Raw genomic sequence first — 6,724 nt, forward strand, 5'->3', positions numbered from 1 at the left:
TTGTAACCATGAATGCATTCTTCGACCAGGTATATTTCAATAATTCTGTAAGGTCTTATGTTGCGGTAGGAACCACCATCCTCATTGTGGTGCTGTTTAAAAAATATATTGCACACTATCTTGCGCTCGCCATTTTTAAGGTTCTGAAGATCCGTTGGAAGAATATTGATTTTCCGGCCTTCCGTTCACTGGCAGCCAAACCCCTGGGGCTTTTTATTGCGGTATTAATTACGGTAACCGCCCTGGACAAGCTTAGGCTTCCTTCTGAACTGGAGTTCAGCCTTTACAAGGTCACCTTCCGGGACTTGCTGCGAATGACCGGTACCTTCATGATCATTTTTACCTTCTTCCAGTTTGTTATAAAAATGATCGATTTTGTAATGCTGATGGTCCAGGGTATTTATATGAAGGACCAGGCCCAACAGGGAACCCACCAGCTTATTTTCTTTTTTAAGGACCTGATCAAAGTGCTGGTAGCCCTTATTGGTTTACTTTTTATACTTAAATATACGTTTAGCTACGACATAAAAGGCCTGCTTACGGGTTTGAGCATTGTAGGCGCCGCAGTAGCCCTTGCTTTAAAGGAAAGCCTGGAAAACCTGATTGCCTCTTTTATCATTTTCTTCGACAGGCCCTTTGCCACGGGCGATGCAGTAAAGCTCAACGCTGTTTCGGGAGTGGTTGAAAAAATAGGCCTGCGAAGCACCCGTATCCGATCGGACGATAAATCCTATATCACCGTGCCCAATAAACAAATGGTAGACAGTGTACTGGATAACCAGTCGAGCCGGGTACAGCGCAGGGCCGAACTAAAACTGGAGGTTTCATCCTCCACCAGCGCCGGGGCCATCGAAAAACTGCTGAGCGGCATCCGCGAGATCCTGGGCGGGGAAGACATCCTTTCCTCTTCTGCCTTTGTAACCGGAATTACAGCCAATGCCATCCTTATCAATTGCGAATATATTACCGGGGCCAATGCGCGGGCGTACAACATCATCCGCGAACGCAATACGCTAAAGATACTTTCGCTGATGGAGCAGCTGCACATTGCCACGGCACAAAGCGTGAGTGATATCAAGATCATCCGGGATGAGGGTGAAGTCCCTGAGCCATTGAGGCACGATACCGGGCCCCGGTAAATCGTATACGCGTCAGGTTAAGAACAGATCATGTTGCCATGAAATGTAGTAGGGGTAAGCCTTTCACGCCAAAAAGATCGCATCTTTTAATGGCAAACAGGCGCGGCGCGCCGTTGACCCTTATAACGATGAGCGCCCAAAACCTCCCGTAGCCGCAGCGCGGCGGTAATTTCCTGGGCACCACTTGTACAAATCGCAATGATTACCGGTGCGCTGCACCTTTATTACCCGTATGGTCGTTTACTAACAGGATCAGCGCTGCGCTGCAGCTCCCAGGGCAAAAATTAACTTCACGCGCATGCGGAGTTTCGGGGTTGAAAAAGTGATTCGGTTCGCTGTAAAAGCCCCTTCTTTCACAAGAGATTCAGGAAATGTAAAATAATAAATATTCAATGTAAAATGCAGCACTAAGGCCCTTCAAAACCGACAAGCTTCTTTTCTTAAACGAATACTCCTTTTTCACTTGCCCAAATGAGGGCCCGGCGGGTTTTACATTTATACTTCGATAGTATCCGTATTGTAACCAGATTGAAATGTGAACAAAAATCTGCGCTTCTGTGTACTCAGTGGCAACGCTGCAGCAAACACGAAGAACAGCAGCTTATTTCACTTTCTTAATCAGATCAGCCAGCTCCATATCAAACCTGCCGGTTTGCCCATACTCTACCACGCGGCCCAGTTCTGTATCATGATGATACACAATGATGGTAGGCACCCGGGTTACATTCAGGCTTTCTGCAATTTTTGTTTTGTCTTTCTTGCTGCGGTCTACCGCCAGCAGCGATACCCGGCCTTTATCAAAACCAGCATCCTCCAGGATCTTATAAAAACGGGGAATTACGTAATGTGAATCGGGACACCAGGTACCCATGATTACCTTAAACCAGATTTGATTTTTATTTTTTTTTACTGTTTTTACAACCTCGGTGCGCGGCTCATAAATTCTTTCACCTTCCTCAAACCACTTAAAAGCCGTATCTGCTTTTAACAGGCTATCTGTAATATGCCCCCGGTACATTTTTTCCTGTCGCCCGTTATGGTCATCTACCATTACCTCGTACTGCTGCGCACGGCTGATCATTAAAGAGCAACAGAATCCTATAGCTAAAATTATTTTCTTCATGCACGCATCAATTCCATAACACAAATAAAATACATTACCGTTTTAAATAACCATTGAGAAGTTAAGATTCATTAAGCAATATGTTGACTTAACTATTCTTAATGCCTTAATGGTTTACAAAAAAAATTTAAACTTTACCGCTCCTGAACTTTAAACAACCTCCTCATTAAATACCGGCTTTAAGTTCCAGCAAAAAACTCCTGATCCGCTGAAGCGACTGCACCGCAGCAAATTTTTCGTCTGCTTTTTTGTTATTGCGCAAATATTCCCGGGCTCCTTCAATGGTAAATTTCCGGCGTCTCAGCAAGTCATAAATCAGAAAGAGATTCTTTACATCCTGCGGCCGAAAAAAACGATCGCCTTTGCCGTTCTTTTTTGGTTTCAGAATATCAAATTCCGATTCCCAGTAGCGGATGAGGGAGTGACTTTCTTTGAACATAGCGGTCACCTCTCCCATACTGTAGTAATGTTTTTTAAACAGGAGTTCTTCATCGGGCATTTCCACCGCATCGGCTGCAATACTATTTTCCTTTACAGATCTACGGCCACGGGTACCCGGCTGACGGCGTTCCGGCGCATCGGCCGTCTTTGCATCTTCCACATCCAGGTCATTACTACTATCCGCTTCTTCAGTTTCCGGTTCGGCATCCTGCAAAACAACGCCGGTTGCATTACCGGAAACAATATGCTGCGGGCTGGCGGCCCCGGTGGGCTCTTCAGCCGCAGGTTTGTTCGCTGCTAATGTTGCCGCTTCCCCTTCCACAACCTCCAGCTCAATTGTAGCCGGGGGCCTCAGAATATTCTTTTTGGGCTTTGGTAATGGCTCCACTTTCTCCACTTCATCCAGAAATGAAAAAGCGGCCTGGGGTTGTGCTGTCTTTGTCATGAGTGGTACAAATCTGGTAATAAACAAAGGTTAAAAGTAAACAATGAAATGTTAAGGCATCTCAAAAAATACCCGCTTCCGCAATTTAACCTTTAATACAGGGATATCCAAAGTATTTTACTTTTCATCTGTACTCTATCAAAAAAAGGGCCATCCTGCATCAGCAGCACAGCCCTTTGGGGTTTTTATAACTTAGCAGGTTTTTTGAATTTCCGGTAAAGCTCAGGGTATATATTTAGACACCAGGATGATCCGATGATTACTGCAGCGATAAACGGTATTACAAAGATGCGGCCCCGAGCAACTATTTCCTATGTGGCAAATACCCAATTTCAGGGGGCTTTTCCCTGTTCTCATTACCGTATTTTTACGGGTACCGGCAGGACCGGCAAATAATCGACAGCAATCGCATACGGCTGATTTTAAGCCTCTTAAAAACCGATCACAGAAATGTATACAAAGTAATTTTTTATCGTCAGCATTTGAATATAGATTTATGCTGCCATATTCAAACAATAACAACTAAAACCATTTTTATGAAACGATCCTCCTCTTTTTTGCTTTTCCTGGTGATGCTTGCCGGTCTCATTTACCTTTTTTTGGAAAACCGGAAGTTGCGGGAGGCGGGCAATAATGATACCCGCTTCTTTGTATCTGAGGGCAGCGTAAACCCCACAGACATAAACCTGAACTATGTGCACCTTGACAAAGCGCTGGAGATGACCAAAACCTTCCGGCTGTTTCAATACCAGTATATCACGGAAGGGCTCAACCGGTACCTGGGCAATAAGCCGGACAGTATACAAAAAGCATTCTGGGACTCGCGCCTGACCACGTTCTCATTGGATAGTATTAAAAAACTGGTATATACCATGGACGAACTGGTCCGGAACGGGAAGCTGATCAAACCGGACGGCAGTAAGGTAAGCAGCTCCGAGCTGGGCATTAAGATTTATGATGCGGCCTATCCCGGTCTTGACCCAAAGAATGTGGACTACAACAGTCTTAAGGGCCGGCATACCCTCATTCTGGTACCCGCTTACAAGGACGGCCAAACGGCAGCGTACCACGACTTTTTGCCCTCTGGCGAAGTTCCCGGTCGGGGAAAACAATTGCATTCCTTACTGGCGCCAACACAAACCCGGCGGGCCATAACCACCATGGGCTTTTTGCCACCCCTTCCTTCAGGTAATGTGGCTGTCGGTTTAAACCAGGGCGGAGCCTGCCCCCCTCCCGCACTTGAGGAAAATGTCCGTTAACCGATTATAAAAATGACTTCCTTCTATATCCTCATTATTTTAGAATGGGCCGGTTTTTTAGCCGGACTGTTCTTCCTGGGCAAAAAAAAGGAATACGGGGGATTGATTGTAGCATTTCTTGCAGCCGTTGTAATTGCCGAAACCGCGGTGTACTTTGCCCGTATTTTTATGCAGCGGGATGCATTGGTAGGTCTTACCAATATATGGTATAATTGCATGTTGCCCGTGCAATGCATTTGCCTGCTCGTGTTTTTTTGCAAAAAAACGGGTCTCGACTACTGGAAGCATGCCATAAAAGGGTTTATTGGTATTGTGTTGTTCATTACCCTGCTGCAGTTTTTTGTAAGCGATATAGACCGGTTTAACACCTTCAACTATACATTGGAGGCCATTTTTATTGCCGCATGCAGTCTTCATTATTTATTTGAGCTGATGAACAGCGAAAAAATAGAGGAGGTAACCCGGGACCCATTTATGTATGTATCCATCGGGTTGCTGTTATTTTACCTGGGCACCCTTCCTTTTAACATTACAAAAGTTTACTTATTTAGTACCTATCCCCGGCTGTTTTATATCTATTACTACCTGTTCTTTGCCTTTAATTATTTTTTATACGGCATTATAACTTTTGGATTCCTATGGGCGAAAAAGAAATAAATGTTTTTTTTCTGTCGGTGATATTGACGGTATTGCTGCTGGTGATGGCCGTATACTTTATCATTATCAGCATTCGCCGGCGCAATATCCTTTACAAAAGGGAGCGGGAGGCCAATGCTATCCTGCACAAACAGGAACTGCTGGAAACGCGGCAGGAGGTTCAGCAAAAACTGATGCAGAATATTGGCAGTGAGCTGCATGATACCATCGGGCAAAAACTGACCCTCGCCTATCTGCAAATGGAAAACACGCTGCTGTCTGATGACCCGGAGGATATAAAAAAAAGAATCGCCGCGCAGAATGTACTCATCCAGGAATCGTTAAATGAACTGCGCAGCATCAGTAAAATGCTCACCACGCAAAACTTTGCAGATTTCAACTTTGTGCATTACCTGGAAAAAGAAATGGCCCGGATCCATGAGAGCGGTCTTTGTCAAACCGTTTTTACCAGTTCCGCAGACAGCTTTGATTTTTTGAACGAGCACATCAACCTGTCCCTTGTGCGTATCTGCCAGGAATTTATACAGAACAGCTTAAAACACAGTGGTGGAACGGTTCTTGAAATCCATATTACCCTGACGGCAACTGCTTTAAATATATCCTGTGCCGATAATGGCAAGGGCATCAACCGGGACCAGGTTGCCGCCTACCGTATTGGCGGTGGCAGCGGGCTCAAGTCCATTGAACGGAGGATTCAAAGTATCGGCGCCTCCTTCCGGTGGGAATGCAGCAAGGGCACCCAACTCTACATTTCATTACCTTTAAACAAAATACCCCACCATGAGGCATAGTATTGTCATTGTTGATGACCACGTTCTTATTGCACAGGCCCTCTCAACCATGATTGGCTCTATTCCCAATTTTGACGTGCTCTACGTTTGCAGTAGCGGAAATGAAATGATTGAGCGCTTTGCCCATCCCAAAAACATCCCGGATGTAGTAATTCTGGATGTACAAATGCCGGTAATGGATGGATATGCCGTAGCAAAATGGTTAACAGAACAACATCCCGAAGTGATTATACTTGCCCTTAGCATGCAGGACGATGATGAAAAAATCATCAAAATGATTCGCTCCGGTGCAAAAGGATATTTGTTGAAAAGCATCCAGCAGAAGGAATTGGCCCATGCGCTTAATACCATCGTAAAGGAAGGCATTTTTTACGATGCCAAGGTAAGTAAAGCGCTGGCCAACGATTATATGCGCAAAGAGGTAACACAACAGGAACTAAGTGCCAAAGAGCGCGAGCTGATCCCCTGGCTGTGCTCTGATGCTACCTATAAAGAAATTGCCGCTTCGGTATTCCTGAGCGCCCGAACGGTGGAAAGTTATGCTACCAGCATTATGGAAAAACTGGAGGTGCGGAACCGGGTGGGACTGGTACTTACTGCTATAAAAAAAGGGTGGGTGTAAGGATCTTTGTTCCAGGTTTAAGGTTTAAAGTTCCACGTTGGATCCGTTTCATGTTTTATTCTCGATGGACTGTTCACTGTTTCTTGTTTGAAGTTTGAGGTCTGAGGTTTGATGTTCGGTATTAACCGGGTTCTTCGTATATTAGTAGGTTCATCAGAAATCAGAAATCAGAAATCAGAAATCAGAAATCAGAAATCAGAAATCAGAAATCAGAAATCAGAAATCAGAAATCAGAAATCAGAAATCA

Annotated in this window: 7 protein-coding genes; 5 read left to right on the forward strand and 2 right to left on the reverse strand. The window is 44.9% G+C overall.

All coding sequences use genetic code 11. The features are described 5' to 3' along the window. Window positions 1–8: 8 nt before the first annotated feature. Complete coding sequence (locus GGU45_RS06545) at window positions 9–1,139, forward strand: mechanosensitive ion channel family protein (RefSeq protein WP_435223105.1); 1,131 nt, start codon at window positions 9–11, stop codon at window positions 1,137–1,139. A gap of 601 nt (window positions 1,140–1,740) precedes the next feature. Here the strand turns inward: GGU45_RS06545 and GGU45_RS06550 are convergent. After that, entirely contained in the window at window positions 1,741–2,262 is a 522-nt protein-coding gene (locus tag GGU45_RS06550) for a thioredoxin family protein (protein WP_435223107.1), read from the reverse strand. A gap of 166 nt (window positions 2,263–2,428) precedes the next feature. Beyond that, window positions 2,429–3,148, reverse strand: a complete 720-nt coding sequence (locus tag GGU45_RS06555) for a MerR family transcriptional regulator (RefSeq protein WP_435223109.1) — start codon at window positions 3,146–3,148, stop codon at window positions 2,429–2,431. A 536-nt stretch (window positions 3,149–3,684) separates the two neighbouring features. Here GGU45_RS06555 and GGU45_RS06560 point away from each other — a divergent pair. The 4 genes from GGU45_RS06560 to GGU45_RS06575 are packed head-to-tail and all read left to right on the forward strand — an operon-like array spanning window position 3,685 to window position 6,477. After that, entirely contained in the window at window positions 3,685–4,407 is a 723-nt protein-coding gene (locus tag GGU45_RS06560) for a hypothetical protein (RefSeq protein WP_435223111.1), read from the forward strand. A 12-nt stretch (window positions 4,408–4,419) separates the two neighbouring features. Next, window positions 4,420–5,064 (forward strand): hypothetical protein, encoded by a 645-nt coding sequence (locus GGU45_RS06565; protein ID WP_435223112.1) that lies wholly within the window; start codon window positions 4,420–4,422, stop codon window positions 5,062–5,064. Next, entirely contained in the window at window positions 5,046–5,855 is an 810-nt protein-coding gene (locus GGU45_RS06570) for a sensor histidine kinase (protein WP_435223114.1), read from the forward strand. Before GGU45_RS06565 ends, GGU45_RS06570 begins: the two co-directional genes overlap by 19 nt. After that, window positions 5,845–6,477 carry a response regulator transcription factor gene (locus GGU45_RS06575; RefSeq protein ID WP_435223116.1) on the forward strand — a complete coding sequence of 211 codons (633 nt, stop codon included), beginning with the start codon at window positions 5,845–5,847 and terminating at the stop codon, window positions 6,475–6,477. The genes GGU45_RS06570 and GGU45_RS06575 overlap by 11 nt, the downstream gene beginning before the upstream one ends. The last annotated feature ends 247 nt before the right edge of the window (window positions 6,478–6,724 follow it).

This window comes from Niabella hirudinis, assembly GCF_051201075.1.
Lineage (GTDB): Bacteria > Bacteroidota > Bacteroidia > Chitinophagales > Chitinophagaceae > Niabella > Niabella hirudinis.